The sequence below is a fragment of the Leptospira sarikeiensis genome (genome assembly GCF_004769615.1).
Lineage (GTDB): Bacteria > Spirochaetota > Leptospiria > Leptospirales > Leptospiraceae > Leptospira_B > Leptospira_B sarikeiensis.
This window is the reverse complement of sequence record NZ_RQGF01000028.1, coordinates 507,022-533,038: the sequence shown is the minus strand read 5'-3', so window position 1 is coordinate 533,038 and position 26,017 is coordinate 507,022. Positions and strand designations below refer to the sequence as shown.

Below are 26,017 nucleotides of genomic sequence, written 5' to 3'. Positions count from 1 at the left end.
TATCCCGAATGGTTTCGTTGGATCATTAAAAAGAATTCGATTCGTAATTTGTTTTGGAACCGTTCAGACGGATCAGGGATCGAAATCGATTGACTCAAAAGGATTTTTTTCCGATCAACGTTGGTATCCATGGATTCTTTTTTACATCGTTTTAGAGAGTTTCAAAAAACACTGTTTTTCGACCTGTTCTGTTTTTTCTGGACTGGATCTCTCTCCTTCTTAGCATTCGCTCCTTTCTATTTAAGCCATTTGGTTTGGATCGCTCCATTCGGTCTGTTTTGGATCACTCATAAATATTCCGGAAGATATTGGAGACTTACCGGATACGGATTCTTATTCGGAGTTTTCTTTTACGCGATCGCATTCCATTGGATCCATCATATGGCGGTCGTTTTTGGGAATTTTCCTTGGCCTCTCGCATTTATTATTCTACTACTCGCAGGAGTTTTGTTCGGGGCGAAGTTCCCGATCTTCTTAGTTTCTTATTCTTTCTTATCCAGAAGAGTCGGTAAACATAGCGTTTGGGTCGCAGGCGTTTGTGGAATGGCCGCAGATATGATCGGTTATCAATTATTTCCTTGGTACTGGGGAAATTTGGCCGCAGGAAATATCATACTCGCTCAAACGGTAGAGATTACCGGAGTTTACGGGCTTTCATTCTTAGTATTCGTAATTTCTTATACACTTTTCGAAACGAATCTTCTACATCTCCCTGAGATCTTAAGATCAAAAGAGAAAAGATCCCATTTTATAAAATTCTGGACCCTACCATTCGCGTTACTTCTTCTTTTCGTGATTGTAGGAACTTCCTTATATTTCAAATGGAAGAGTGTGGTTCCGGTCAAAACATTAGAAGTGTTGGTGGTCCAACCGGATGCTCCGATGAGTATCAGGGATTCGAGGGGGAGATCTCCTAGAGAAGTGATCGAAGATCTAATGGGCAGAATGGACAAGATGGTAGAAGCCGCCGTCCAAAGAGCAGGGAAAAACCCTGATCTAATCGTATTACCTGAAGCAGGAATTCCATACTTCTCCGCAAACGAAGAACTTTTAAAGATCAGAATGGGAGATCGGATCTATTGGCCTAGGTTCGATTCTTTAATGGCATCTTTTGCAAATAGATACAAGGCTACAGTATTTTTTAACGAGATAGATGCTGCGTATAAAACCAAAAGTTCCGGAAAAGAATATCTTAGATACTTTAATAATAACGTAGTATATGATCCGAATGGTATCAGAAGACAAGCATATCAAAAACAATATTTGGTAATGTTCGGTGAAACAATGCCTTTCGAATTTATGTATGATCTAAGTCCTCAAACCGGAAGGTTCGATCCGGGAGAATCTTTCGATCTACTTCATTATTATTCTGCGATCCCGAAAGAAAATCCTACAACTGTTCTTCCCGTAACCTGGGAGAAGACAGAAGGGATCACTGCAGATTTTGTAAGAAATTATTATGCACCGACCCAAGGCGAATTAAAAGACGAAGGTTTATTTCTTCCTTTAATTTGTTACGAAGTGATCGTTCCGGAATTCGTACGAAAATTTAAGGATTCAGGCAATCCTCAGTTCATCGCAAATCTTACGAACGATAAATGGTACGGTACTACAACGGAGAGTGATCAACATTTCGAATTGGGAAGATTAAGAGCGATCGAATGGAGAAGATGGCTTGTCCGTTCTACAAATTCAGGCGTCTCCGGATACGTGGATCATCTTGGAAATTTTATAGAAGGTAAATCCACTTCTTTAATGCAAGCTGAGACTAGTTGGCAACAGATCCAAGTGATCGATTCTCCTCCTGGATTTTATGTATTGTACGGAAATCTGATCCCTTGGATCATGATCGTTCTTACTGCAGCATATTACGGAAATCTACTTCTTCGAAATAAGAAATCTGTTGCTTAAGGATTGATCAGATAATAGGAAAAAATTCCCCGGAAATTCGGATCTTTAGGAAGGGTCCCACCGGGGAATTGCGCGCATTCCAATTTGGAATTCGTAACATAGTATAGCTGATACGGTTTGGTAAAGAATAAGCGTACAAAAAACCTGAGTACGGCAGATATATTCGAAAGAACGTAAATTTGACCGACAGTATGTTTTCTGGAAATAGTCAGACTGCAGGTTTGATTTTCATCTAAATAAAACTTCTCTTTGATCGGAAGATCGTAGCCTGAAAAAGGTTCCGTCTCCGATTCTAAAACTTCCGATTTTAATACCTTAGCAGAGAATAACATTTTTCCGGAAGAATCCATTGCACTTACGGTCCTGACCTCTTCACCCGGAAAGTTCTCATTCCCTATAAATCCTCCGGTAAATAATCGATCGCCTGTGCTGTTCATAGAACGGTATAATTCCCAACGTCTACTGTACTTATACACTTCGTAGTTGGTGAGAAGATGTTCCATTCCTCCTCTTCCATTCAACTCCATTCGATTTCCGTTTAGGACCAAATAACCTTTTACCGGAACGGAAGAAAAAGCCATATCCGCCTGCACAAAACTATCTTTTTCTGGGAGATGGATTTTGCCCCCAGAAAGAGAAACTGCTCTAGACCAACCTGTTTTGTAACTTAAAACAAGTTCTGCAGTATCAGTGATCATTTTGATCTCAGGGCCTGCTTCTCCTTTAATGACTGAACTATCATAAATTTCTAATTCTAGATTTCCGTTCTCTGCTTTTAGTTCATCTTTAGAATACTCTCGAACAGAAAATTGTGTACCGTTCGTTTTATCATAAATTACAAGACTGACTCCGCAGTTCTTTGTACCAGGTCCAAGATTACTTACGATAAAGGTTGCGAAGATCCAAGTGTTTTCATCCGTAAAAGAATAATTCCAAGCTTGGAAATAACCTTCTTGAATATAAGGATGGAATCCCATTTCATGTTTACTTGTTTTTCTTGCCTGGATTTTTGTTTCGTCTGCATTTATCCTCCATTCTCCTAAAAGAGAAAAAAGAAGTAAGAAGACCAGGATCGGCTTTTTAGATCTGTATTTTATTTTTTTAAAAGAACGAACGTTCGCCGAAAGATTTTCGGAATGAAAAAACATGGGGATCAATTCCTAACTCTGGTTTTTTTCTTCGGCAAGCAATTCTTGTCGGCGGATACCAAATTTTCGGAATTTTTCGTCCAAGAAAATATGTAAAGAACCGCCAACAAATTTTGAAAGATTTAAGCAAAATCGGAATCGATCCTATCTTCTTCTGCTTTTGTTGCTCGAGTGCAGGAAGTTTCGAAAATATCACTTAAACAACGAATTTCGTAGGAAGGATGATTTCTTACTCCTTTCGCTTTCATTTTGTCCCTTTCCATTCTGATCCCATCCACATGGACCCAAGTGTCCGATTCTGAATTTCCGTTGGATTCTATTCTCGCATAGATCAGATATTCATAATCTCCGAATTTTTTTAGAAAGATATGTGATTTTCTGAAATCGGTCCTTACAAGTTTTTTTCTAAAATATCTAAGCTCTTTCGATTGGGAACCTTGGATCCCATCGTAAAATCGATTTATAGAATGAACGATCCCCAAAAATCCTAACTGGTCCGTATTTAATTTCATCCAACCGAACTCTTCTTCAGATTCAATATTTCTATTGGCTTTCATATTTTCCTCCGAAGAAACGGGTTTCGAGAGGAAGAGATCGCGTTAAAAAAATTCGAACTTTTTGGAAAAAAATGGGACCTAATAGAAATCGGAACTTTCTTATTTGGGACCTTTGTATCGAACTTAAGGAGTTTTTATGCAGAGCATTTTAAATTCGAATGGGTTCTGGTCCGGAATACTTCCTTTTTGGATCATTTTTTTTCCATTTCAAACCAATTCTTAGTAAAAAAATCCAAGGAAAATCCCTCGGCTACAACTACTTCTCTAAGGAAAGAGAAACACATTGGGATCCTTGGACGCAATATACAGACGGGAAAGAGATAAAATCCTAGCTTGGGTTCGTTCCAAGGTTGCGGATCCGGAAGAAGCGGAAGATCTTCTTCAGGAATCTTTTTTAACTGCGGTGACCGAATTGGATTCCGCAGGATCGATAGAATATCTTTTGGCTTATGTGTATGCGGTTCTCCGAAATAAAGTAGGGGACTGGTACAGAGTTAAAAAAGCGGGAAAGTATTCTAGCGCTCGTCTGGAACAAGAGTTTGTCTTGGAAGAAGCACTTCCTGATCAAGCAGCAGGGCCTGAGAAGGAATTCTATAGAAGTCTAGTACTTCAAGAATTAGCGATCGCCATAGAGGAACTACCGGAAGAGCAAAAATTCGCCTTTGTGAGTAACGTATTCGAAGAGAGATCTTTTCGGGAAATTTCGGAAGCCACCGGAATTCCGGAAGGAACACTCTCTGCTCGAAAATCTTACGCAAAGGATTTTTTAGCCAAACGTTTGAAGGACCTGAAGGTTTTCTTTCTGGAAGAGTTTTAAGTTTTGGAGGAAGACCATGCACGATAGGGATGAGATTAAATTTAGATTAGGAAAATTGTTCCTGATCTTATTCGCAATTCCGGCATTTTTTTTCGGTATGGCGTATGCAGTTTGGCAGTTATGGAACTGGCTACTTCCGGATATTTTCGGGTTTAAGCAGATCAATTACTGGCAGGCATTAGGTTTATTCGTTCTTTCACATCTGCTTTTTAAAGGCGGTCAATGGTTTGGTCCAGGTCATCATCACGGTGGCAGAAGACATTGGAAACGTAGAATGAAAGAAAAGATGAGAGAAAGATTACAGGCGAAACTAGATCAGATTGATCGCGAGTTAAAGGAGTAAACTATGTTTATGGAAGTAAATCATATCGGGATCACTTCTCGTGATCCTGAAGTAAGCGCAAATTTCTATCGCGAAATTTTCGGCCTCTCCCAAGAGGAAGAGACCGAAAGGGCAGCGAAAGTTTTAGGGATCGGAAAATCGAATTTAGCGATTTATGGAGAGAAGGAAGATCATTCCATTTCCGTATTAAACTCAGGATGCGATTTCGCATTCAGAGTGGATCCGGAAAGTTTCCGTAAGATCGAAGAAAGATTATTTTCCCAAAGATTGGAATACGGAGTTCGTAAATCTGCGAAGACCTTATTCTTAAATTTCCAAGATCCGGATGGATATCTGGTGGAGCTAATTTGCGAAGAAGATTGAGTTCTATTTCTTCCGGAACGGCATATTCCTTGGGTGCTAATCATTTAGAACCTAAAATCTATAAGAGGGATATAAGAACCGGAATCCAAGCCCAACATAAAGATTGCCAAAAAAGGCAGAGTAAAAAATGTAATCTTTACCTACATGGAAACGGAATTACTGGGCCTGTTCTGGACGGAAAAGATCAAGCTCAGCCAGTACACTATCCAAATCGTAAAAGATCTAAGCGAAGAGCAATTAGATCATACGGACGCGTTGGGCGAAACGATCAGAAGATACTTAAATTCGATCGTAGCCTCAGACTTCCTATTCCGTCTTTCCCTTCCGGTATCCGTAGGGATCAGTTCCATTCTTCCAATCCCGAGACAAACAGAATCCGAGGTCGAAAAAGACCTGGTCAAGGTAAGGGATTTATTCGGTTCTCCAGGACTTCCCAGCAATCTAAAAGAAGTCATTGTTAGTTCTGCTTCTGACCTGTATTTCGAAGGTTGTAATCCTTCTATCCTTCCTACATTAGAACGTTGGAAAAAAATCCTACTTCGTTTGGAAAAGTCCATCGTGGGTCTGGCTGATAAGGATCCTTTAAAATATCGTTATTTTTCAGTCCTAGGCATCGTATCCTTGCCGGTCGCGATCAATTATTTCTCCACCCAAAACCTCTACTATCTCCGAAACGGAATCTTGAAAATTAAGGAGAATCCTTCTTTCCCGAAGTCGTAAGTCCTTAGAAGATGGAAAAACCTAAGGTTTAAACCTGCAATCCATCTGACATTCTAAGGAGAATTCCAATGGCTAAAATTAAGGTGAAAACTCCTCTCGTCGAACTCGACGGGGACGAGATGACACGTATAATTTGGAAAGAAATTAAGGATCGTTTCATTCATCCTTATCTTGATATTGAATTAGATTATTATGATCTAGGGGTAGAATACCGGGACAAAACGGACGATAAAGTTACCGTAGATTCCGCTAATGCTATTTTAAAATACGGAGTCGGCGTTAAATGTGCGACTATCACTCCGAACCAAGATCGAGTTGTTGAATACAAACTCAAAAAAGAATGGAAGTCCCCGAACGGAACGATTCGTTCCATTTTGGACGGAACCGTTTTCCGTAAACCGATCATCGTAAATAATATTCCTTCCGGAGTTAGATCCTGGGAGAAGCCGATCGTAGTAGGTCGTCACGCTTTCGGTGACTTATACAAAGATACCGAACTTTATATTCCGGAAGCTGGAAAAGTAGAGATCGTATTTACTACAAAAGACGGAAAAGAAAAAGAAAGAGTAACCATCAACGATTTCGACGGACCAGGTGTTGTGATGGGACAGTTCAACTTGGACAAGTCTATCTACAGTTTTGCAGAAGCTTGTTTCAACTATGCGATCTCCGAAAAGATAAACGTTTGGTTTGCAACTAAGGATACTATTTCTAAAAAATATCACGCTCGTTTCCGTGCGATCTTCGACGAAGTTTCCACAAAAAGAGCGGCAGAATTAAAAGCTGCAGGTATCGAATACTGGTATTACTTGATCGACGACGCAGTTGCTCAGATCGTTAAGAACCCAGGCGGAATGCTTTGGGCTCTAATGAACTATGACGGAGACGTGATGTCCGATATGGTTGCATCCGGATTCGGATCATTAGGACTAATGACTTCCGTTCTTGTTTCTCCGGACGGTAAATTCGAATACGAAGCGGCTCACGGAACTGTGACTCGTCACTATCGTCAGTACCAAAAAGGTGAAACCACTTCTACCAACTCTGTAGCTTCTATCTTTGCATGGACTGGAGCTCTTGCTAAGAGGGGAGAATTGGACGGAACTCCGGATGTGGTTGCTTTCGCTCAAAAATTAGAGAAGGCAGTTATCGATACCATCCAAGCTGGAGAGATGACCAAGGACTTGGTTCTACTTACCACAACCAAAGGCCCGAAACAATTAGATACCTTCCAGTTCATGGAGGCTATCCAAAAACGCCTTTAGGAAGATTGGGATTTTATTCCATGAAATCTAAGTTTCAAATCGGAAGGAGCCTTTTACGGCTCCTTCTTTTTTGTTTTCTAACCGGATCCATTTTCGGTCAGAAAATCCCTTTGCCCAAAGAGCCCTCTCTTCCGAACGAACCCGGTTTGGATGCAAGAGGTGATTCTCCTAATTCTTCTTCCAATAATCAAAATGCCGGCCCGAATGTGAAGGCATACTTTTGCGATGGAAGAACGATTACGGGAATCTGGAGATTGGCACCTAAAGAATTCTCTTTTAAACATGTAAGAGAAAATGTTCAATATTCGAAAACTTTAAAGTTCGAAGATATCTCTCGAGTTTTGCTCAAGGCTTGGAAATTGATCCCTGGAAAACCGAATACGCAAGGAACTCCTTATAAAGCTGAACCTTGGGAGATCCATTACAAAACTAAATCGGGCGAGACCTTTGAAAGGATCGGAGAATTAAAAAAAGATTTTTCTGAACTAAAGATCCAAAACGAATTAGGAGAAGCGAATTTGTTCTTCTATTGGATCGATCTAATGTTTGAGAATAAAACCTGGTTCTCTAAATTGCCTAAGATAGAAGGGGATATCAGAAAAGAATGCCATCCGGACGTGATCGTCGGGATCGAATTTTTGTGAAGAGTTACTGTAAAAAATTACAGATCATATCCAGATTATAAGGTTTGGAAAAAAATTCCACTCCGTCAGGGACTCTATCCGTCGCTAATGAAAATTCTCCAGCTGCAGAAGTAATCCCAAGTTTTATATTCGATAGTTTCGGATTGATTTGGACTATCTTACAAAGTTCGTTTCCATTCATTCCGGGCATATACATGTCCGTAAATATTGCGGAAAAATCTCCCGCTCTTTCTTCTAAGATCTGAAGTGCGTGGACTCCTGAGATTGCAGTCTGGACTTCCGCACCTTTGGATTCTAATAATCTTCGGAACAATACCAGATTTAATTCTGAATCGTCTACGATCAGGATTTTACGTTGTTTTAAGCTAGGATTCTCTTTGGAGGTGTTTCTTTTTTCTTCGATCAAATCTTTTAGGATTTCAGCGATCGTGGATTGAAAGGAACTAAGCTCCGAGGTTTTTTCTAGGAAGCCGTTAGCTCCCGCATCGTGAGCGATCATTCTATTCTCATCCGTAAAGTCGGAGGTTACGAATAAGATCCTCGCAGCAGCGGATGCATGTTTTTCCTTTTTACCTTTTCCTCGGATCTCTCTACAAAGCTCGAAACCTGTTCCACCTTCTAAATGGATCCCAAGAGTGATCAGATCGAACTTTTCTTCTTTTGTGAGTTTGGATGATTCCGTTACGTTAGAGACTTCTTTTACTTCAAATCCCGGTGAAGAAAATTCAGAGGCGATAATTTTACGGATTACCTTGCTGGTATCTACGATCAGTATTTTCAACCTATCGTTATGCAAAACAGGAATATCCATCTTTAGACTACCTTGAAAAGATATTTCCTTGTTTGCTTCCATAGATATGGAGACGGATTGGATCCGAGATCAAGATTGGAAAATTCATGTCTTAATTAAGGAAATTTATTACCTATTTTAAATTATTATAAAGAGTTCCTAACGGTCCTTTAAAGGCTAAATTGGTTCGCTTCCGGCTAATGCTTTTTTGTAAGAACGGATGGACCCCAAAATTGCCTCATGAATATCCTCCCCGGTTTTATAGGAATTTCCAGACAAATCTTCCCAAATCCTTGCATTTGGATCGGATAAATTCAAATAAAAAATAGGCTGAGCCTTTCTTCCCCAAGGATCCGAATTCGGGAGTAATGTCATAGAACCGAATGCTGAAAATACTAAAGAATATTCTGCGGATTGAAAAGTGAATAAGAAAGCCTTAGGCCATTCCGCTTCTTTGGATGGTTTCCAAACTATAAAAGAAGATAATACTCGGATCAGATCGGAAGTTATGGATTGTTTTTCTTCTAAAGGATTTGAAGAGGTTTTGTTCTGAACTTGTTTTGCTTGGTTCCAAAGAATATCCAGATCTTCTAACGGAGTTTCTGAAAATTTTCGATCCGATTCTTGCAAACGAGTTTCGATATATTCGATCCTATTTTTAAATTTAGAATTGGTTCGAGTGAGCGCAGACTCGGCGGATACTCCTAATTTTCTCCCAAGATTTACGATCGTAAATAGTAGATCTCCAAGCTCTTCTTCTATCCTGATCTGATTGGAAGAAGGGTCTTTGATCCCACGGATCTCTTCTAGGAATTCGTTTAATTCTTCCGTTAGTTTTTCTTCTACCCCTTTGATATCATTCCAATCGAAACCTGCTTTAGAGGCTTTTTTCTGGAATTTTTCTGCTTTTAAAAGAGAAGGGAAAGTTTCCGGAACTTCGGATAAGATGGATTTGGTCTTCTCGGTTTTTTGTCTGAGTTGTTTTTCTTTTTCTTTGAAACGGTCCCAGTTTGCTAACACTTCATCTGCAGAAGACAATTGTTCATTTTCAGGATCGAAAACATGAGGATGTCGAAGCACAAGTTTTTCTGCTACGTCTTTCGCAACCGCATCCAGATCGAAAGATCTTCTTTCGGACGCGATTTGAGAATGTAGAACTACTTGGAAAAGTAAATCTCCCAATTCTTCTTTCATATGCTCCTCATTTTCTTTGAGGATCGCTTCCACTACTTCCTGAGATTCTTCGATCAAATAAGGGACGAGGGTAGAATGGGTTTGCTCCTTATCCCAAGGACAACCTTCCGGCCCTCTTAGTTTGGAAGTTATGTCTTGAAGAAATGCCATCGAGTTCGGATAGTCTTTCGGATCGGGAGCTTTCATTAAGTACTAGGCTCGATTCTCAATCCCGAATTCCCAGCCTTTTTCCCGGAAATGAAGATTGACTGGGGAATTTCCCATCTCATGCTATCCGAAAATCCCGATGTGAACCTAAGTGCTTTTCAAACTTTGGTTCTTATGATAGAATCGGGTTAAAAGGATCCCAGAAAGAACATGTCACTATCTAGAAATTTGGTAGCTTTCGCATTACTCGTGCTTGCGGTTCTCAGTCGTTTTCTTCCTCATTTGCCGAACTTTACACCGGTTCTGGCGATTTCCATTTTCGGTGGGGTTTATTTTTCTAATCGTTTGGTAGCGATCGTTCTTCCTTTAGGAATCATGCTACTTAGCGATCTGTTCATCGGCTTTCATGAACTGATGCCTGTGATTTACGGTTTATTTATCGTTTATACGATCGTAGGGATGAAGATCAAAGATAGTCTTGGACTCGGAAGCCTTGCAATTGCAGGTCTTGCTGGAGCGGTTTCTTTCTTTGTGATCACAAACTTCTTCGTATGGGTTACTTCAGGTATGTATTCTTTGGACGCACAAGGATTCGCTCAATGTTATATTGCTGCTCTTCCTTTCTTTAAATACAGTCTACTCGGAGACTTTACTTATATCTCCGTTCTTTTCGGATCCTATTATCTTTTAGAAAGAAAAGGATTCGTTTCTGCTCCTCAAGCGGCTTAATTCTTAAGTCGTGCAAAAGCGCCGAGAATTCTCTCGGCGTTTTCTTCCTAAATAGTCAAAGTCAAACTTAAGTATATTCCATAGAACTTATCATGTACTTCTTTCTGCAAGGCTGAGCCTGTGGAAAATTGGTCTAAAGGTTTAGAGATCTGATTTAAGTATAGGACGTCTGCAGGAGAGCCGGGGAAAACTGTAGGATTAAAATTATAACCGGAAACTTTAGAGATCAATTCCGTATATTGGAATCCGATCGTGTACTTCAGCCATCTACTTCTGATCAAAGACAAACCGAAATCCACTTCATATCCTGTCCTACTCAGAACATTTTCTTTTAAACCGCCAGGAGGAGAAGTATCTAAAATATAAGGCCCGTTGATCCCGTTCAGAATTCCTTGCGTATTTCTATTATAATGTCCTAATGTTCTAAAATAATCCGCCTTAAAATGCCCCAAAAGAAACGCATTGAAGTTTTTGAAGATCCGAACTCCGATCTGAGGCCCGAGTCCTCCTGCCTTTTCTTCCAATCTTCCGAAACCGTAATTTCCAGGGATCACTCCGTATTCGCTGGAGATGATATCTAAGTTACGAGCTCCTACTGCAACCCCGATCCTTCCAGTGGCTGTTTGTAAATACCAGGCGAAGTTTAAGGAATAATCCAATCTTCTATACTGAACAGAATGGAATTGAACAGGCGCGTTTGCAGCCAAGGCAGACGCATTGTCTAAAGTGGTGTAAGACGGTTTGATCTTAAGGTCTAAGTAATTGAATTCGATCCCGAAAGTTTTTGCAGTATTAAAATAAGAAAGTTTGATCGGGAATGCTGTCTTGGTATTTCCTTGAGGGCTTGAATAACCTGTAACACTATCGTTCAATAAGTTCGGATTTACTCCCGCATTATTCGCAGAAGTTTGCGCGGTTTGATAAGCTCCGTTTGCAGAGAGAAACGTATTATAATTATTTACTCCGATGTTTTTATGGCGAGCTAATACCTCCGATTCCCAGGTAGATTGTAAGGCGGCAAATTGGACCTCCAACGTGGGGCGATTGTAAGGTTTAGATAATTCTCTATCGTGCAATTCGTTTCGGATCTCAGAAGCTTGTCTTCTTTTTTCTTGGGCTTGTAACGCGAGTCTTCGTCTATCTGCTTGGACTTGTGACTTACCTGCTTGGTATTCCAGTTCATCCGCTTCTCTTTCTAATTGATCCGGGTCAGGCAATTTTTGGTTCGAACCTTGAGCAAAGCCAGGGCTAGAAAAAAGTAATCCTACCCCGAGGAATAAAACTGCTACAAATTTTAGAAACGTACCCAAGATTGCACCTCGTTGATTTTCGCGTATACTTAAGCCTTCTCACTGATCTGGAAAAGGATTGATAACGAAAGAATAAGTAGGTTGGACGCAAAGACTCCAATTCTTTTTTAGAGATGGAATGAAAAAAGGGAGGAAGTATTCTATAAAAGTCCGATTTTTGGGGTATGGCTTCCAGCCTTTCGAATCCGAGTCCAGTTTCCCGTTTTTTATTCGGCCTTAGAAAGTTTTTCGGACTTTCTTCCGGTCAGGATTTTTCGGAGGAATACCAAGAAACCGTTCAAAAAATTCTTTCCGAGCGCTTCTCTCAAGTATCCGGGATTTCCGATCTAAAAGCTCGTTCTAAAGGGGAGAGGAAATTTCTTGAGTTCCGATTGGAATTCAAAAAGGAAACTCCCAGTTCCGAACATTCCAATATTTTAGGATCCATATTGGATGATCTAAAAGAAGAATTTCCTTATACGGAAATTATCATTTATCCTGAAGTTAAATAAGTCCTTCTTTTAATCAGGTTGCAAAAGCTTCTTCATAATTGATCCTGTCTCTTAATGAAACCAGCCATATGCGTATTTTGCGGATCTCGTCCGGGTAAAGAGCCTCGTTATTTGCAGGCTGCGGTCTTTCTAGGTCATCTTATGGCTTCGGAAGGGATCGGTTTGGTTTATGGGGGAGCTACCTCGGGTCTTATGGGCGCGGTAGCAGATTCAGTATTGGAAAAGGGCGGTTCTGTAATCGGTGTTCTACCGGAATTTCTTTCCAGTAAAGAGATTGCTCATAACGGGATCAGCGAACTTATCCTTGTCCCAACAATGCATGAGAGAAAACTTCTTATGTATGAAAAATCAATCGCATTCATAGCACTTCCAGGTGGGATCGGGACTTTGGAAGAATTAGTAGAAGTAACTTCTTGGAACCAGTTAGGAGTTCTTTCTAAACCGATAGGTATTCTGAATGTGAACGGTTTTTTTGATCCTCTTCTGCAACAATTAGATCATATGGTAGAGGAAGGTTTTTTAGATTCTCAAACAAGAGAATGGATCGAAGTAAGTGCTGATCCAGAAAATCTTTTGGAAAAGATCCTAAAAAGAAGTAGGATCTGATCTCTTAAGATTTTCCTTCTTCCGGATCTAAGAATTGTTTGAATATCTGATGAAGAGCAGGGCTTTCCGAAGCTTCCACCAAAGCTAATGGAGAATTTCCTTCCTTATCCGTAGAGTAAGGAGAGGCTCCGTTTTTTACCAATAATTCTACTAGATCCGTTTTGCCGGATTTAACTGCTAAAAGTAATGGAGTGCGGCCGAGCATGTCTCTGACTTCCGCTTCGTAACCATTACTCAAGATCCTTTCCACTAAATCCGTTTTTCCTTCGGAACATGCACGGAATAAAAGTGTAAGAGTAGCCTTATCTATAACTTTTAAGCTATGATGGAATTTCATTCTATAGGCTTCTTCTTTAGCTGTTTTATCGCTTAGGTTTCTGGCCAAAGGATCCGCGCCTAGATTCAATAATCTTTCTAAACATTCTACGCTATCATATAATGCGGAAAGAAGAAGAGGGGTGTTTCCATCCTGATCTCGATTTTCCAAAAGAGAACGAACTTCTTTATTCTCGGAGAATAGATCTAATATTTCATAATCGTTATGAAGCGCGGTTAAATGTAGAATGGTCCGTCCTTCTGAATTCTTCTTTTTAGGATCTGCACCTTTTGCGAGTATATACTCTGCAATCTCTAAATGGCCCATATCTACAGCGAGTAAAAGAGGAGAATAACCTTCTCCATTCCTGGATTCTATATCAGGAGGATGATTTGGTAGATCGAACAAGATCTCTACGAGTTCTAATTTTCCGGAACTGATCGCTCTGGTTAATGGAGTGTTCCCGTCCATATCTCTTAATTCAGGATCTGCACCGTAATCTAAGAGTATGGTAGTAAGTTCCGCGTTTTCGGATTCTAGCGCGAGAAGAAGAGCAGTTTCTCCTCTTGAACTTGTTTCATTCGGATCGGAGCCGTATTCTACAAGCAGATTGGTTGCTTCTTTATTTCCTTCTTTGATGGCCCAATATAAAAGTCCACAACCATAGGAATCCCTGAGTTCAGGAAATTCTTCCGCGAACCCATCTCTGACTGCTGCCTCGGATAATAAGGCGCGCAGAGTTCCGTTGTTACCTGTTTTTACTGCCCGAAAAAGATCGTTCCAGTCCACGCCTGATTCTCCAGGAGGTAATACAATCCCATGGTCGTTAGAAAAGAAAGCGGTATTCCAATTCCGACTAAGGAAACAGCTAGTCTAGGAGCAAGTCCCCATTCTGCAGCTAAAAGACTACCGGTAATCATAGGAGCCATCGCTGATTCCATGATTAGGATCTTAAAGTTTCGAATAAAATCCAGGTCCGGCTTTTTCTCGGAGTAATGAAAGAATGTTCCGAAACAGATCCATACTAAGATAGGACCTAAAAATAATTTAAATAATAAGCCGAATAACAATGGGATCCTTATTCGAGAAGAATCCTCTTCTTCTCTCTTGGGATTTTCGGCATTTGAAGCTTCGGAATTGACGAGTACCGTTCCGGGAAGTTGGTATCCAACTGAAAAAAGAGCAAGAGGAATGAGCGTGTCTCCTATCCTTGAAATCGCTGATTCGAGTTCAGGAGGGATCCAGAATGGACGAGATGCGAAAGAGACGAGCAATGCTAAAAATGGAGGAAAGCTAAACAATGTCTTCCAAAGTGACGGTTTGTTTTTCTCTGAAGAAATGGAATGTCTCGCTTTTGTTCCAAGATATGTTCCCGGGATGGCAAGAGTAAGAAATGTTCCGAGCTGATCTATGATCAGAACTGTAGGAAGTCCCTCTTTCGAGTAGTAGGATTCGATCAACGGGATCCCTAAAAAAGAAGTATTTCCCAAACCTGCAGATAGGCAGAGACATACTATAATACTTTCCCTCCAACCGAAAAGTTTTCCGAGCCAATGGAAAAATAAAAATCCTGATCCGAATAAGATCCAAGGCATGACCGCATATGTTAGAAAATTACTATCTAGAGATGCGTGACGCAAGGGGCCGAATTCCATACAAGGAAGAGAAACGGTAATGATGAATGAATTAATAACCTTATGAGAATCGTTAGGAAATTTTCCTTTTGTTCTTATCCATATCCCGAATAAAAAACAAAGTCCGATTACTATAAAATTAGACATGGATCGAACCTTTTCACCCGAATGCGGATTTAGGTCAAGGAAGGATTTGTAAGGACTTCTCTCCGATCTCTTTTTCTTCTAAATAGAATTTTGCCTTATACTTTCCAGGAGCCAAATCCGTTTGTATTTCCCAAGCCTGAAAATTGATCCCGCCTGGGATTTTTTCCTCCAGTTTAAAAACTGCGGCTTTGGTTTTTCCGGAAATAAGTTCCGCTTTAAAAAGGTAAGGCCCCGATTTAAAGATCGGGATAGAAAGATAGAAGGTTTGTTTCGCCTTTATCTTGTACTGGCAGACTTCAAGTTTATCCGGATTCGGGACCGAATTACCTATGCATATTTCTTCCAAATTGGTCATCGGAAATCCTGGAGGAGTTTTTCCGTCCGGGCTCCAATATGCGTTCTCTTCACTCAAATATTCTTTTTCTTCGGATTCAGTTTTGAATAGGGTGGCAAAACTTCTTTTCTTACGATTCTCTTCAGGTTTATATACTTCAAAATGAAGATGAGGTCCGGTGCTAAATCCTGTATTTCCTGCGAGTCCTATCTTTTGTCCTGCGAGAACTTTCTCTCCTGTTTTGACCAAAACTCCTTTAGGCTGAAGATGCCCGTAAATAGCGACAGTTCCGTCCGAATGTTCTATGACTACACGGTTGGCCTTATCTATCAGTTTCGGATCTTTTCTCCCCTCAGTATAAGAGTCTTCCGTTTCTACTACGATCCCGTCCCTTGCGGCTAAAATAGAAGCTCCCTCTTTCAATACGAAGTCCAGAGAATAAGCTCCTCCTCCTCTATGTTCTTCTCCGCTATTATAGCCAACCGAGATCCAAGATTTTCCCTCGTATGGTAAAGTATAAATATAAGTGTCATTATGAACTGCAGTTAGATTTCCATAATAAGCAACTGCAAGAACTGAGATAGAGCCGGAAGATTGGCTATTTTCCTTTTTCTTAATAGTTAGCGCCTTCTTTTTTTCGGAGCTATCCAACACGAAAGAGATAGGGCTAGGGGGATCTGTTTCTATATTCGAACCTTCTATCGAAAGATAGACGGTCATATGAGTCCCTGGAATTAAGTTTTTTGCTTGGAGATAAAGTGAGTTTTCGTTGTTCTCGGATTCTATCCAAGAGCAGATATTTTTTTTATCACAGTTTTGATTTGCCTGTGAAAAGATCGGGCTTCCAAGAATGAGTAAAACGATTGTTGTAAAAACTCGGATCATCTTATTTATAAGATCGGAATTTTTAGGGGAATAAGATAGCCCGCTGCCGGAATTGAACCGGCGACCTTTTCATTACGAGGGAAATGCTCTACCCCTGAGCTAAGCGGGCAAAATCGAATTAACCTTTTTACGCCGACTACCGATCTGATCTGGCGTTTCGGAATTCTTTTACCATCAAACTTGTGATGCTGTCAAGAGGTTTCACCTGCTGTTTCAGATCTTGGGTTTCGTGGCGATCCGAGAAACTATAACAGGAATTTCTAACTCCTTTATCTTTCATCCACCAATGACGGCCGATCTCCCTTCTGGATTTAGCGTCTAATTTTCCCTCATACATTCTGTATTCGTCCCATTCCGCAGGGAAATTTCTTTCCTTTAAGAAGAATGCATATGCAGAAGAAAAACTTTGAGCGGCATTTTGTAGAAGTTCGTTTATATGAAGACAGCCGATCGTTTTATCTTCCGGGAATTTTCTCATGATCTTATTGTATGAGATATCTTCTCCTATCAAATAAGAATAACTTTTGATCGCGTGAGGACATGTTTCGTATGGAACACGATCTTCCTCTACGTCCAGGTCTATAATTTTCATGGTGGCTAAGTTTACGAGCATGTACAATGTCATGTCGTGATAAGGATCTCTTTGGCTGACTTCTATCAAGCAGCTTGGTGGGCTTTCTTCCGGGAACCAATAGTATCTACTTTCATATCTACGTTGAAAACCACAATCTTTGTATCTTATCTTTTGTTTTAATTGGGAAAGCGCCATACATTCTCCTGGTTCCTTTTTTTTCCCAAGAGAAGAACCTGAAAGGATTTTACTACGTTTTGATTTGCTTTTTTACGGTTCTTACCTATTCTTCTACCTACTTTTACGGAAGTTTGGAATGGGGTTATTTTTTCAGGATAAGGTCTTTTTAGTCACCGGTGCAAGTTCCGGAATTGGTAGAGCTTTGGCAATCGAGTTGGAGAAGGAAGGAGCCTATGTGGGAGTGATCGCTCGCAGAAAAGAGGCTCTGAAAGATTTGAAACTTTCCGCTTCCAATCCGGATAAAATTTTTGTCATGCAAGCGGATGTAATGTCCGAGTCCGATCTGAAAAAAGCGGTAGAAGAATTCCGTAAAAAATTCAAAAGGATCGACGGCTTTATTCATAACGCAGGAATTTCTATGAGAGGGACTGCTGCGGAAACGGATCTGAAAATTTTCAGAGCGATCATGGACACGAATTATTTTCCTTTGGTCCATTTGTACCGCCTTTTGGAATCAGATCTTCGCCAAAGTGAAGGTCATGTGATAGCCGTCTCTTCTATACAGGGAAAGTATGCCACTCAATTGAGATCCGGATACGCAGCAAGCAAACACGCGATGCAAGGATTTATGGATAGTATCCGTTTGGAAAACTCGAAGACAGGGATCCATGTGATGAGCGTTTGTCCAGGTTTTGTAAAAACGGAAATTTCGATTAAGGCTTTAGGAGGAGATGGAACTCCTCATGGGATCATGGACGAAGGCCAGAAAAACGGATTGGAACCCAAGGTAGTAGCCAAAAAGATCTTGAAGGCGATCGAGAAAAGAAAACGAGAGATCATTCCTTCTAAGTTAAAGGAGAAGTTCGGTTATTTTCTGAGTAGGATCTCTCCTAAAACTTTGGATAAAATTTTAGTAAGAGTTAGGATCTCTTAATGGAGATTTAGTTTTTTACTTCGGTGATCAGTCTGATCCCAGCTTTTCTATCGTTCAATAGATTTGGGATCCCACCAAAATCCCTTGCAAAAACTTTTGCATCTTCCTTTGTTCCCGAATAAGAACCGCCTCGGATCACTTTTAAATGTTTTCCGAATCTGCCTGAGATCGGTCTATGACCCGGATAAGGCACGTAGGGGGAACTCGTCCATTCTGCAACATTTCCGCACATTCCGATTGCACCATACGGACTTTGCCCTTTGGAAGGAAGTTCGTATACGGAAACAGTTCCTTTGCTTCCGCTTTCTTTCGTATTACAAAGTGCCGAGTCGAAATCGTTTCCGAAAGGGTATTCTTTTGGCTGCGAGATAAATTCGTAACTTTCATCTTTTAAGAGTCTCCAAATTAGACCTGTCCCTCTGGCTGCCTTTTCCCATTGCCATTCGCTTGGGATTTTCTTGCCTACCCACTTGGAATAAACTTCCGCTTCTCTATAAGTAAGATTTGTGACCGGATGATATTCTTTTCCTCTGGGATACATTCCGTTTTCCCAATGTGGAGGGGATAATGTGCCTGTTTCTTTTAAGAATTTATAATATTCTTTGTTTGTGACTTCGTATTTGTCTATATAGAAGGAAGGAACTTCTTCTAGGCTACCTCTATCCGGAACGCCGAATTTAGGGTTATAACTATCGTCTCCAGGATCGGAACCTTGTCCGTATAGAAAGTATCCCATATGTTCGTATAAAATTTTACCGTTGGATTCGTATCCGGTATGCACTAGAACCATCTCTTTTCCGTCTTTAGGATGGACGATCGATTTAACCAATCTATTTCGGACTACATCTGTGGCATCGAAACGGGCAGGATCTTGATAGAATGTTTCTTCTCCATATGCCCCGATCAACAAACCTACACTCACTAATCTTGCAGGTTTACCTTCCGCTAAAGAAAAACTTCCTCTCAGTTCTATAGAGATCGGTTTTGTGAGTTTTCCCACCTTGCCAAATTCGATCTCTACATTCTCTAATTCGAAGGAACCTATCTCATCCATTTTAGGTTTTCTGAATAAAGGTAAGGAAGTTTTCTCGCTGAAGATCCCTCGGATTTCTTCTTCAGAACGTTCCGAAAAATAGGAGTTTCTTTGTATTTTTATCTTTGCTTTTCCTTTATTTCTATAAACGGATAGGACTTCGCCGGTCCAAAGGATGGTTTTTCTAGTGTCCGATGATTGGCTTTCAGTGGCTTCTTGACCGATTCCGGATTCGGAAAATAGAAAAAGAAGGCCCAAACAAAAAATGATCAGTACTTTAACTCGGGACATGGGAAGAGAAGATCCTATATGGTTTAAAGATCGGCAAAATCTCCGATTCTTGGAAGGTTTTTTAGGCCTTGGATTTAGGGAAAAGAGTGTTTCCTGCCTTTCTCATCACATGGACCAATTCTTCGAAAACGATCGGTTTAGAAATATAATCGTTCATTCCGGCCCTTAAACAAAGATCTCGGTCTCCCTGCATTGCCGCCGCTGTCATCGCAATGATATAAGGTTGGGACTCTACAGGCCAAGTATTTCGGATCACTTGAGTAGCTTGTAAACCGTCCATTTCTGGCATATGAACGTCCATGAAGATGAGGTCGATTTTTTTCTCTCTTAATTGGATCAATGCCTCTTTTCCATTTGGAACGATCAAAGCTTCATAACCTAATTTTTGGATGATCCTTTTTGCGAGTGTTTGATTGATCTCGTTATCTTCTGCGACCATGATCTTAAAAGGGAATTGTGAACTTAAGATCTCTTTCTGGCTGGCTAAGTAGGAAGATCTCGTATTTGCTTTTGCCTTAGTTCCGCCTTCCGCTAAAATTTCAGTTACGATCCTTTCGATGTCTTTTTTCTTTACCGGTTTACTTAATTCTCCAGCGAATAATTCTGCTGCGATTTCCTTGTCCTTAGGATCTAAAAAGGAAGAGGAAAGAAGAACTAAAGGAAAATGGAAATTTCTTTTACGGATCTCTTGAGCGATCTCAAGCCCGGTATTTCCAGGAAGATTATAATCCAAGATCCCTAGATCCGGCATAATATCCAGATCCAATAAATTTAATGCTTCATCTTTTGTTTTGGCCGAGAAAGTGATCAGCCCTAGGATCTGCAATTGATACGCCAAGATCCTAAGGTTTGTAGGATTATCGTCTAGTATTAGGACTTTTTTGTTTTCCAGTTCGGAGTTTGCAGCCTTCTCTTTGATCTTGGCTTGATTATTACCTTCTACCTGGATATAGAATGAGAATGTTGTCCCTATATTCAGTTCGCTTTCTACCCAGATGACCCCTCCCATCATTTCTATCAAACGAGAAGAAATGGAAAGTCCGAGCCCCGTTCCTCCATACCTTCTTGTGGAAGAAGTGTCTACTTGGTAGAAAGGTTGGAAAAGTTCCTTTTGTTTGTCTGAGGGAATCCCGATCCCAGTATCTCTGATCGCAAATAGGATCGTATATAAGTTTCCTTCCAATTTTGAAACTTCTGCAGAAAGGAAAATTTCACCTTGTTCCGTGAACTTTAATGCATTCCCGATCAAATTGATAAAGATCTGTTTTAGACGAAGGCTATCGCAAAGGATCCTATCCGGCACATTTGGATCTAGATAATAGACGAGATCGATCTGTTTTTGAGCGGCTCTGGATCTGAATAAGTCCAACACTTCTTCGATTGTTTCGATCACAGAGAATTCTTTGATCTCTAAAGAAAGTGTCCCGGATTCTATCTTTGAATAATCTAAGATATCGTTGATGATGTTTAAGAGACTTTCCCCACTTTTTTGGATAATCTCTGCGTATTCTTTTTGTTCAGAATTTAGCTCAGAGTCGATCAAAAGTTCGGTCATCCCTACAACTCCATTCATAGGAGTTCTGATCTCATGGCTCATCATTGCCAAGAACTCTGACTTAGCTCTATTCGCTTTCTCAGCTTCTTCTTTTGCTTTTTTCAGATCGTGTTCGTAGTTTTTGCGGACAGAAATATCTGTGAAGAGTCCGCAAACAGAATAAACTTCTCCTTCTAGATCCACTAAAGGAACGATCACGCTATAAAATGTTTTTTCCTCATCGTTTACATCCAGATCCAATTCGAAGTCGGTAGAGCCTTGTTTGTCCAAAGATTTCGAGATGGCAGCAGAAATAAATGCAGCCTTCTCTGTCCCGAAAAGGTTTACAATCGACATGTCTTTTCTTTTGTCTTTTGTTTCTAGAAATCGGTTAGCGAATACCTGATTATGGAACAGGACTCTTCCATCCAAATCCATCATACAGAAAGCGGAAGGAAGATTATCTAAGATCGATAAAAGCCTTGATTCACTTTCTATCAGTCGATCCGTAATCCTTCTTTTTTCTTTGATATCTTTTTGGACTGCATAAGATCCGTAACCCACTACTAAGAAGGAAAGAACAACCAATGTAAGTAGGGAATAAGCGACTCTAGTTCCCTTAGAAGAATTTACTGAGTTCCTACCGTTTAAGAGTCGGAGTTCTTCTTCTTGCATATTATTGAGAAGTTCTGCGATCTCGATGAGTATGATCCCTTTTTTAGATTCAAATGATTCAGGTTGTTTTTCCGCGTTTGCGATCAGATTGGAAACACCCTGGATCCGTACCTGTTGGATCTGATTATCTTTAGTGAGATTTTGTAGGATCTTAATCTCACTTTTTAGGTTAGAGAATAGGGAGCGTGCATTTTCCCCGGCATCATCTTCATGATACGCTTGAGTGAGGCCAATCTCTCTAGTGATACTTTTGCACTGGTCGATCTCTTCGATGATCGTAAATGTATGTTCTATCCAAGTTCCGGAATCTTTGAGCTCTATGATGCTGTATAAACTGATCAAACTTGCAATGATCAAGAGGAATGTAAGAGAGAAAAAGCCTACGAGTACTTTCCATTGAAGAAATTGGGATTTTTCTCTGATTTTTTCTAAAATGGAAAATTTCATGAAGGATATTCTTATCTTTTTAAACCGGAAAAAAATTTAAAAAAAGCTCCCAAATTTATTACACGGAGTAAGCACTTTGAACAAGCTTTTTTCAGGATTTTCAAGCCCGCATCTTGACTGGATCGGGCCAAAAATCATTCTGGTATTCTAATAAACGGTTTTTTCTGGATTCTAGACTGAAAAGCCGGTAAAACTCTTGTACCTTGGAGAGTGATTCCTTACTATGAAATCCGTCGTTCATGAAATTTATCTCTCTGTTTCTGGGGAAGGAATTTCAACAGGTTTGCCAACGATTTTTGTCCGTTTTGCAGGATGCAGTTTAAGATGCGGAATGGACGGAAACCGTAAGCTATGGTGCGATACTCCGTATGCGCTTTCTTCCAAGGCGGGGAAATCGATGGATCTGGAAGAGGTAATTTCCGAAATAGGCAACCTTTCTCGGACTCCTGTACAAATACTCTTAACAGGCGGAGAACCATTAGAAAATTCGAATAGGATTTTCAGTCTGGCCTTGGCGGAAAAATTGAAACAAGCCAGGGAAACTTCTGGAATTTATACAAGGGTGAGGGTGGAAACGAACGGAGCGGAACCGATCGGTGATTTGGATAATATGGTATTCACTTTGGATTACAAGCTCCCAGGTTCCGGGATGGAAGATAAAATGATCTCGGACAATCTGAAATTCGTTCGGGATCGTAAAGAACCTTTGGACGAAGTCAAATTCGTTATCCGAGATCGTAAAGATTTCGAAAGGACCTTGGAAGTAGTGGATACTTTCGGATTAAAAGGAAACCTTCTCGCTTCTCCAGTATTTGGAGAATTACATCCGGAAACTTTGGTAGATTGGATCAAAGAAAATAACAGAACAGATCTGCGCCTTTCTTTACAGACACATAAATATATTTGGGGAGAAAAAAGGGGAGTTTGATCTTGGACTCTACTTTGCAGCTCAGTCTAGATTTCGAATCCGATTCTTCCAGCGGGTTCAGGGGGGATTCTTGCTATCTCAAGGATGAACCTGAATTAGGGATCGGAAGAATAGAAAGTTCCGATTCCGGGAAATTCATTATTTATTTTCCAAAAACGGATTCCAGAAGAACTGTTTCCGAAAATTCAAATCGACTAAAAATTATTGGAGCTTATCCAACCGCTTTTACTGAATCTTTTGCAGATCCTGAATTATTAGATCTGAGCCTTCAAGCATTCGAGCTCAAACTCACTCATGCATACGATAAACTTTCGGCGCTGTCTAATTCAAGAACAAGGCTTCTTCCCCATCAGATAGAATCCACTTTCGTAGTAGTAAATTCACTTAGGCCAAGGTTCATCCTCGCTGACGAAGTAGGTTTGGGAAAAACGATCGAGGCTGCACTCGTAATGAAAGAGCTGATCTTTCGTCGCGGCTATAAAAAAGTCCTGGTCGTCGCGCCTTCTCCTTTGCTAGTACAATGGAAACAGGAATTGAAGAATAAGTTTAACGAAGACTTTGAGATCGTTAAACGTAAGAACTTCGTCGCTTCCGGAGAAAAGAATTGGAAGAACTTCAAACATGTGATCACTTCCGTTGACTTCATCAAAAATCCGAAGTATGCGGAAGAGATCCTGAAAACGAAATGGGATATCGTAGTATTTGATGAGGCCCATCGTTTAAGAAGGGATTATCATAAAGTCACTCGAGCTTATTTATTCGCTGAGAAGATCGCAAAAAAATGCGAATGTCTTCTTCTTCTCACAGCAACTCCTTTTCGAGGAAAATTGGAAGAGTTGTATTATTTAGTCCATCTAGTAGATCCGAATCTTCTTGGGCCTTACCATACATTCATAAACGATTATGTAGTCGGAAACAAAAACGGTCTCAAGGAAAAGATCTCCAAAGTACTTTTACGACGTAGGAAAGTAGAAGTAGGCGGATTTACCAAACGATTTGCAAAAACCGTTAAGATAGAATTATCCAATACCGAAAGGCAATTTTACGACGAGACCACTGAGTATGTTCGTCGAGAATATAATCTTGCAATGCGCACTCAAAACAGAGCCATCGGTTTTGTGATGATCGTATTCCAGAAACTTCTGGATTCTTCTGTATTTGCTCTTCTCTCTGCGCTATCTAAACGTAAATTTATGTTAGAAAATAGGCTCCATCGTTTGCAAGCAATAGGAGCTAAGCTGGAAGATTGGGATTTGGATGAGACGGAAGGTGTCGAGGACTTCGTTTCAGATCTGGATGAATCCGCTCCTTCCGATCTAGCAAATTTAAGAAGAGAATTATTGTCCCTGAATCGATTGATCCTTTTGGGAAAGAAGATCAAGGAAGATCGGAAAAGCCAAAAGTTAAAGGAAACGATCGCTAAGCTTAAAAAAGAAGGCCATCCTAAATTTATTATATTTACCCAGTTTAGAAGCACCCAGGACTTCCTGGCTTCTATCTTATCCGAATACAAGGTAACCTTATTTCACGGATCTTTAAGCGCGGATGCAAAAGAGGATGCAATTTCCGAATTCAGAAAGACTTCCGAGATCTTGATTTGTACAGAAGCAGGTGGAGAAGGTCGGAACTTACAATTTGCAAACGTTCTATTCAATTACGATCTTCCTTGGAGCCCTTTAAAGATAGAACAACGGATCGGAAGGATCCATAGATTTGGGCAGAAAGACAACGTATTCATTTTTAATTTTGCCTCTAAGGATACTGTCGCGGAGAGAATACTTGAAGTACTTTCCAATAAGATCCGTCTTTTTGAAGAATCCATCGGAAATTCGGATGAACTACTCGGCGCAATCGAGGACGAGCTGGATTTTCATTCCAGCTTCATGAAATTTGTGACTGGAAATAAGAAGTTAGGCGAAGTAGAAGAAGAGATGGATCAACGGATCCGGATCGCTAAAAAAGGATTCGAAAAATTAGGATCTTTGGTCACTCCAAAATTATTGGATTTCAATTTAGAGGATTATTATAAAACAACTCTTCAAGAAAGATCTTTTACGAATCAACATTTGGAGACTTTCTTCGTTAGATACGCAAAAAAATATTCGGACAGACTCAGTTTTAAAATGAAAAGTCTGAAACCTCAGATCTATGAGTTGGATGGAAATTCGTATAAAGGAAAGAAGGCTACTTTTAATTCCGAACTCGCACTTGCAGACGACGGATTGGAATTTTTGGCATTCGGACATCCTTTGATCGAAGAAGCGGTTCAATCCTTTTTGAAAGATAGATCCGGATGGAAAATAGGTTTTTATAGAACGAACAGCAATTTTATATACTTCGTATTTATTGTAGAGTTCAAGTTTTCCTTAGATCGAAAAGAGTTGTTTGTTGTTGAAGTGAATCGCAGAAGCGGTAATTCTAAAATTTTGGAAAATCTTCCCGAAACTGTTCGAGATACTATTTTCAGATCTTCTGAAACGGAACTGCCTGAAGATACGGAAAAGTTTTTTATCCAAGCATGCGAAACTCTTGAATTCGCTTTAGAAGATAGAAAAAAAGCGCTGTATGAACAGACCAAAGATCTTTTCCAAAAAGAAGAATATAAGATCCGCAATAGTAATCAAAACACTCTTCGCCAATTAGAAGAAAAACTAATGAGGCAAGAAGCCGCTTTCAAATGGGAAGGCCGACCGGAGAAAAAATCCGCGATGAATCGAACCAAAAATGAGATCCAGAAAGTGAAAGAGGATTTCGAAGTAGAGTTGAGAAAGGTAAAGGTTGGAAAAGAAATTCACCATCGTTTTGAACTTTTTCAAGCCTATCTTCCCGGTTCCGAATAATATAAATCCAAATTTTGGAATCAATATTCCGTTTATTGAATATAAATATTATTGATTTTAATAAAATGATTTGCTAAGCTCCGGGAATGGCATCAAAAAACTTCGTTAAAAATAATTCCAAGAATATTCATTCCGGCTCTACTTTTAATTCGCAGGATGCTATCCGGTCCAAAACAAAGACCCAAAAGCTCCCGAGTATTCTACCAATGTCTTTGAATCGGGAGAAATTCAAA

At 40.1% G+C, this 26,017-nt stretch carries 24 protein-coding genes and 1 tRNA gene; 13 read left to right on the top strand and 12 right to left on the bottom strand.

Features of this window, described 5'->3' with window-relative positions:
* The first annotated feature begins 129 nt into the window (after positions 1-129).
* On the top strand, positions 130-1,911 hold the full coding sequence (gene lnt / locus EHQ64_RS13720) for an apolipoprotein N-acyltransferase (protein ID WP_135650113.1): 1,782 nt from the start codon (positions 130-132) through the stop codon (positions 1,909-1,911).
* On the opposite strand, the gene EHQ64_RS13715 is transcribed toward lnt, so the two are convergent.
* Together EHQ64_RS13715 and EHQ64_RS13710 are read right to left on the bottom strand one after the other, a co-directional pair.
* Entirely contained in the window at positions 1,908-3,059 is a 1,152-nt protein-coding gene (locus EHQ64_RS13715; protein WP_135650112.1) for a hypothetical protein, read from the bottom strand. The two genes, lnt and EHQ64_RS13715, sit on opposite strands and share 4 nt — an antisense overlap.
* Positions 3,060-3,181: 122 nt before the next feature.
* Complete coding sequence (locus tag EHQ64_RS13710) at positions 3,182-3,616, bottom strand: LIC_13246 family protein (protein ID WP_135650110.1); 435 nt, start codon at positions 3,614-3,616, stop codon at positions 3,182-3,184.
* 283 nt (positions 3,617-3,899) lie between these two features.
* Here EHQ64_RS13710 and EHQ64_RS13705 point away from each other — a divergent pair, with 283 nt between their 5' ends.
* From EHQ64_RS13705 to EHQ64_RS13680, 6 genes are all read left to right on the top strand, one after another.
* Positions 3,900-4,433 carry an RNA polymerase sigma factor gene (locus EHQ64_RS13705; RefSeq protein ID WP_135650108.1) on the top strand — a complete coding sequence of 178 codons (534 nt, stop codon included), beginning with the start codon at positions 3,900-3,902 and terminating at the stop codon, positions 4,431-4,433.
* A gap of 16 nt (positions 4,434-4,449) precedes the next feature.
* Positions 4,450-4,776, top strand: coding sequence for a hypothetical protein (locus EHQ64_RS13700; RefSeq protein WP_135650106.1), 327 nt, complete (start codon positions 4,450-4,452; stop codon positions 4,774-4,776).
* A 9-nt stretch (positions 4,777-4,785) separates the two neighbouring features.
* Entirely contained in the window at positions 4,786-5,139 is a 354-nt protein-coding gene (locus EHQ64_RS13695; RefSeq protein WP_246048767.1) for a VOC family protein, read from the top strand.
* Positions 5,140-5,283: 144 nt separating this feature from the next.
* Complete coding sequence (locus EHQ64_RS13690) at positions 5,284-5,859, top strand: hypothetical protein (RefSeq protein WP_135650102.1); 576 nt, start codon at positions 5,284-5,286, stop codon at positions 5,857-5,859.
* A gap of 68 nt (positions 5,860-5,927) precedes the next feature.
* On the top strand, positions 5,928-7,124 hold the full coding sequence (locus EHQ64_RS13685) for an NADP-dependent isocitrate dehydrogenase (protein WP_100722563.1): 1,197 nt from the start codon (positions 5,928-5,930) through the stop codon (positions 7,122-7,124).
* A gap of 20 nt (positions 7,125-7,144) precedes the next feature.
* Complete coding sequence (locus tag EHQ64_RS13680) at positions 7,145-7,768, top strand: hypothetical protein (RefSeq protein WP_135650100.1); 624 nt, start codon at positions 7,145-7,147, stop codon at positions 7,766-7,768.
* Positions 7,769-7,772: 4 nt separating this feature from the next.
* On the opposite strand, the gene EHQ64_RS13675 is transcribed toward EHQ64_RS13680, so the two are convergent.
* Together EHQ64_RS13675 and mazG are read right to left on the bottom strand one after the other, a co-directional pair.
* Entirely contained in the window at positions 7,773-8,579 is an 807-nt protein-coding gene (locus EHQ64_RS13675) for a response regulator (protein ID WP_246048766.1), read from the bottom strand.
* Between the two features lie 156 nt (positions 8,580-8,735).
* Positions 8,736-9,938 carry a nucleoside triphosphate pyrophosphohydrolase gene (gene mazG, locus EHQ64_RS13670; protein ID WP_135650098.1) on the bottom strand — a complete coding sequence of 401 codons (1,203 nt, stop codon included), beginning with the start codon at positions 9,936-9,938 and terminating at the stop codon, positions 8,736-8,738.
* A 171-nt stretch (positions 9,939-10,109) separates the two neighbouring features.
* Here mazG and EHQ64_RS13665 point away from each other — a divergent pair, with 171 nt between their 5' ends.
* On the top strand, positions 10,110-10,628 hold the full coding sequence (locus EHQ64_RS13665; RefSeq protein ID WP_135650095.1) for a DUF6580 family putative transport protein: 519 nt from the start codon (positions 10,110-10,112) through the stop codon (positions 10,626-10,628).
* A gap of 47 nt (positions 10,629-10,675) precedes the next feature.
* Here EHQ64_RS13665 and EHQ64_RS13660 read toward each other — a convergent pair whose 3' ends face one another.
* The gene (locus EHQ64_RS13660) at positions 10,676-11,938 is read right to left on the bottom strand and encodes an LA_2444/LA_4059 family outer membrane protein (RefSeq protein ID WP_135650093.1); all 1,263 of its coding nucleotides are present in this window, start codon (positions 11,936-11,938) and stop codon (positions 10,676-10,678) included.
* A gap of 164 nt (positions 11,939-12,102) precedes the next feature.
* Here EHQ64_RS13660 and EHQ64_RS13655 point away from each other — a divergent pair, with 164 nt between their 5' ends.
* Positions 12,103-12,429: a cation transporter dimerization domain-containing protein gene (locus EHQ64_RS13655; RefSeq protein WP_135650091.1), complete on the top strand. Its 327-nt coding sequence runs from the start codon at positions 12,103-12,105 to the stop codon at positions 12,427-12,429.
* A gap of 54 nt (positions 12,430-12,483) precedes the next feature.
* The gene (locus EHQ64_RS13650) at positions 12,484-13,035 is read left to right on the top strand and encodes an LOG family protein (protein WP_135650089.1); all 552 of its coding nucleotides are present in this window, start codon (positions 12,484-12,486) and stop codon (positions 13,033-13,035) included.
* Between the two features lie 4 nt (positions 13,036-13,039).
* On the opposite strand, the gene EHQ64_RS13645 is transcribed toward EHQ64_RS13650, so the two are convergent.
* The 5 genes from EHQ64_RS13645 to EHQ64_RS13625 all read right to left on the bottom strand — a co-directional run bounded on the left by EHQ64_RS13645 (position 13,040) and on the right by EHQ64_RS13625 (position 17,120).
* The gene (locus EHQ64_RS13645) at positions 13,040-14,140 is read right to left on the bottom strand and encodes an ankyrin repeat domain-containing protein (RefSeq protein WP_135650087.1); all 1,101 of its coding nucleotides are present in this window, start codon (positions 14,138-14,140) and stop codon (positions 13,040-13,042) included.
* On the bottom strand, positions 14,110-15,132 hold the full coding sequence (locus tag EHQ64_RS13640; RefSeq protein WP_135650085.1) for an AEC family transporter: 1,023 nt from the start codon (positions 15,130-15,132) through the stop codon (positions 14,110-14,112). Before EHQ64_RS13640 ends, EHQ64_RS13645 begins: the two co-directional genes overlap by 31 nt.
* A gap of 34 nt (positions 15,133-15,166) precedes the next feature.
* Positions 15,167-16,351 carry a M23 family metallopeptidase gene (locus EHQ64_RS13635; RefSeq protein WP_135650083.1) on the bottom strand — a complete coding sequence of 395 codons (1,185 nt, stop codon included), beginning with the start codon at positions 16,349-16,351 and terminating at the stop codon, positions 15,167-15,169.
* Positions 16,352-16,388: 37 nt separating this feature from the next.
* Positions 16,389-16,460, bottom strand: a tRNA-Thr gene (locus EHQ64_RS13630).
* 27 nt (positions 16,461-16,487) lie between these two features.
* Positions 16,488-17,120, bottom strand: coding sequence for a DUF2889 domain-containing protein (locus EHQ64_RS13625; RefSeq protein ID WP_135650081.1), 633 nt, complete (start codon positions 17,118-17,120; stop codon positions 16,488-16,490).
* A 118-nt stretch (positions 17,121-17,238) separates the two neighbouring features.
* On the opposite strand from EHQ64_RS13625, the gene EHQ64_RS13620 reads away from it, so the two are divergent.
* Positions 17,239-18,036: an SDR family oxidoreductase gene (locus tag EHQ64_RS13620; protein WP_135650079.1), complete on the top strand. Its 798-nt coding sequence runs from the start codon at positions 17,239-17,241 to the stop codon at positions 18,034-18,036.
* 7 nt (positions 18,037-18,043) lie between these two features.
* Here the strand turns inward: EHQ64_RS13620 and EHQ64_RS13615 are convergent, their stop codons facing one another.
* Together EHQ64_RS13615 and EHQ64_RS13610 are read right to left on the bottom strand one after the other, a co-directional pair.
* A complete protein-coding gene (locus EHQ64_RS13615) occupies positions 18,044-19,360 on the bottom strand; it encodes a formylglycine-generating enzyme family protein (RefSeq protein ID WP_135650077.1) in 1,317 nt (438 codons plus the stop codon).
* A gap of 61 nt (positions 19,361-19,421) precedes the next feature.
* Entirely contained in the window at positions 19,422-22,016 is a 2,595-nt protein-coding gene (locus EHQ64_RS13610) for a response regulator (RefSeq protein WP_135650075.1), read from the bottom strand.
* Positions 22,017-22,239: 223 nt separating this feature from the next.
* Here EHQ64_RS13610 and EHQ64_RS13605 point away from each other — a divergent pair, with 223 nt between their 5' ends.
* Both EHQ64_RS13605 and EHQ64_RS13600 read left to right on the top strand, forming a co-directional pair.
* Positions 22,240-22,944 (top strand): 7-carboxy-7-deazaguanine synthase QueE, encoded by a 705-nt coding sequence (locus EHQ64_RS13605; RefSeq protein ID WP_135650073.1) that lies wholly within the window; start codon positions 22,240-22,242, stop codon positions 22,942-22,944.
* A 2-nt stretch (positions 22,945-22,946) separates the two neighbouring features.
* A complete protein-coding gene (locus EHQ64_RS13600; RefSeq protein WP_167882404.1) occupies positions 22,947-25,784 on the top strand; it encodes a DEAD/DEAH box helicase in 2,838 nt (945 codons plus the stop codon).
* Positions 25,785-26,017: the final 233 nt, after the last annotated feature.